This is a genomic window from Novosphingobium indicum (genome assembly GCF_014645195.1).
GTDB lineage: Bacteria > Pseudomonadota > Alphaproteobacteria > Sphingomonadales > Sphingomonadaceae > Novosphingobium > Novosphingobium indicum.
On sequence record NZ_BMLK01000081.1, the window covers coordinates 1 to 2079 of the forward strand.

The window sequence follows — 2079 nt, forward strand, 5'->3', positions numbered from 1 at the left end:
TCTTCTCAGCCATCTGCATCGCCGCCACCGTCATCTTCTGGCTGCCGCAATGAGTCCTGAGCCTAGGGCGCTATGTCGCCGGGCATGGCAACGACCCTGATCGACGCCGCAAGGCGATGACCGCACTCACCGCCAAGATGGCGCGTGTCGCGCACGCCGTCATCAAGACGGGAACCGAGTACCGTCCGTTCGTCGAACGGGCGGACACCAGATGGAAGGACCCCTCTCTGTGCAGCCGTGAGGGCGCTTCGGCGACCCTGTAGATAATGTTCGGGCCTTCCATCCGGCACGCGCATCTCATTTTAAGGACGGTGAGGACCACGACCAACGCGGCCGCTGGATCCTGTGTTTGCTATGGCCGAGAGCGCTTTCCTTGACGATGGAAGCCATCTGGATCAGAACCACATCAGCGCTGATCGTGATCGGCGCAACGAGACCTTCTGGCTGTTTTCCGCCGCTGCTTCCCGACCTAGGACGTTGTCCGAGCGGATGTGATCGGGCGGACCGTGCCGCTGGAACAGCTCAGTGAGCACCGCCAGCACGTCATCGCTCTTCAACTTGCGTTGGACATGGATCGCCAGGCACTCGCGCGTGTAGTCGTCGACCACGCACAGGATGCGGAAGCGCCGGCTGCAGGCGAAGGTGTCCGAGACGAAGTCCAGGCTCCATCGCTGGTTCGGCCCATCCGGCAGCACCATCGGTGCCCTGGTGCCCAGGGCACGCTTGCGACCGTTGCGGCGGCGGACCCGCAGGTTCTCCTCACGATGTCAGTGGGCGTGTAATTCTCCGCAAAAGTGGGCTTTGAAAATTCCCTGATTGTTGGACCTGATTGCCAATGAGCCGGGGTTAACCCCGGCTCATTGGCAACGCCAAAATCGGCGCGAGAAAGTCTCCTCGTGGGAGGCGGCGCTGATGATCCGACTTGGAGAAGCCATGATGATACTGGAGTTGCACCGGCAGGGACTGTCGGTGACCGCGATCGCGCGCCGAACGGGGCGCGATCCCAAGACCGTGCGCAAATACATCGAGCGGGGCGTCGAGGTTCCGGTCTACGGTCCGCGCACGACGGGCCGGCCGAGCAAGATCGCTCCTTACATGGAGTTCCTGCGCGAGCGGGTGTCGGCATTTCCGGCTATTCGGATTTCGGTGTAGAATGACCTTCTGCACCGAACCACTCTTCCGTGTTGAAACGGGCACAGTCGGCACAGAGCGCAGCGACTTCGAAGACGTGCCCATCGACGTAGTATTCGTCGTACTTCCAGTGGTCGCCACGGGGAACGAGGGCCTTGCAGGAGACGCATTCAAGGTAGCGAGGGGAAGCAGGTGCAGGCTCCGCCTGCGCGTCCTTCTTCTCTTTGGCGACCCTACCGGGCCGCTTTCCGAACAGAGCGCGAGCGCGAATTGCGTTGAAACTGTATCCGGCGCCGATGCGGTTGGTCATCTTAACCACGCGGTTGCGCGCTTCCGTGGCCGCATTGGTCCACTGGCGGCCAGTAGTGAAGTAGGCCATGATTTCCGCTTCCCAGTTCGTGGTAGCTGTGACGACAGGCTTGAACAGGCGGTACAGGTGGGGCGGGATGTTGTCGCGCCAGTGGTTGAGCCGGGCCAGCGCGTTGGTGGCTGTTCGGGCTTTCCAGATGTCCATGAACTGCTCTTTGCACTCGTATGCTCCAGCCAGTTCAGGCGTGTTCTTGAGCCATCCGTCGAGGTCGAGCAGCTGCTTCGGGCTGAGTTGGTACGGGCGTTTGAGGAAGATCGACCAGCCCTTCTTCAACTGTTTGCGGGTTTCCTTCGAGATGCCTTGCCCGCCCTGGTAGACCCGGCGCGCGGTCTCCATGGCGTCGTTCGCCATCCGCATGACGTGCCACTTATCGACCACGAGGACGGCCTGCGGCATCGCGATCTTCACCGCCTTGCGGTAGGGCTTCCACATGTCGGTGGTCACGACCTCGACCTTCTCCCGGCCGCGCAGGTTCAGCAGGAAGTTGGTGACCGGCTTCTCCCAGCGGGTGGGCAGAAGCTCGAACGGCGGGTCAGCCACGACGGGCTCGTGGCGGTCGGTGGCAACTACTACAGCGT

General features: G+C 62.1%; 1 protein-coding gene and 2 pseudogenes. 1 reads left to right on the forward strand and 2 read right to left on the reverse strand.

What is annotated here, in order from left to right; translation table 11 throughout:
* Positions 1-395: 395 nt before the first annotated feature.
* Positions 396-767: pseudogene (locus IEX64_RS24595) on the reverse strand (DDE-type integrase/transposase/recombinase); the annotation flags it as partial.
* A gap of 145 nt (positions 768-912) precedes the next feature.
* On the opposite strand from IEX64_RS24595, the pseudogene IEX64_RS24165 reads away from it, so the two are divergent.
* A pseudogene (locus IEX64_RS24165) lies at positions 913-1146 on the forward strand (helix-turn-helix domain-containing protein); the annotation flags it as partial.
* Here the strand turns inward: IEX64_RS24165 and IEX64_RS24170 are convergent.
* Positions 1133-2041 carry a transposase gene (locus tag IEX64_RS24170; protein ID WP_188824014.1) on the reverse strand — a complete coding sequence of 303 codons (909 nt, stop codon included), beginning with the start codon at positions 2039-2041 and terminating at the stop codon, positions 1133-1135. The pseudogene IEX64_RS24165 and the gene IEX64_RS24170 overlap by 14 nt on opposite strands.
* Positions 2042-2079 lie beyond the last annotated feature (38 nt).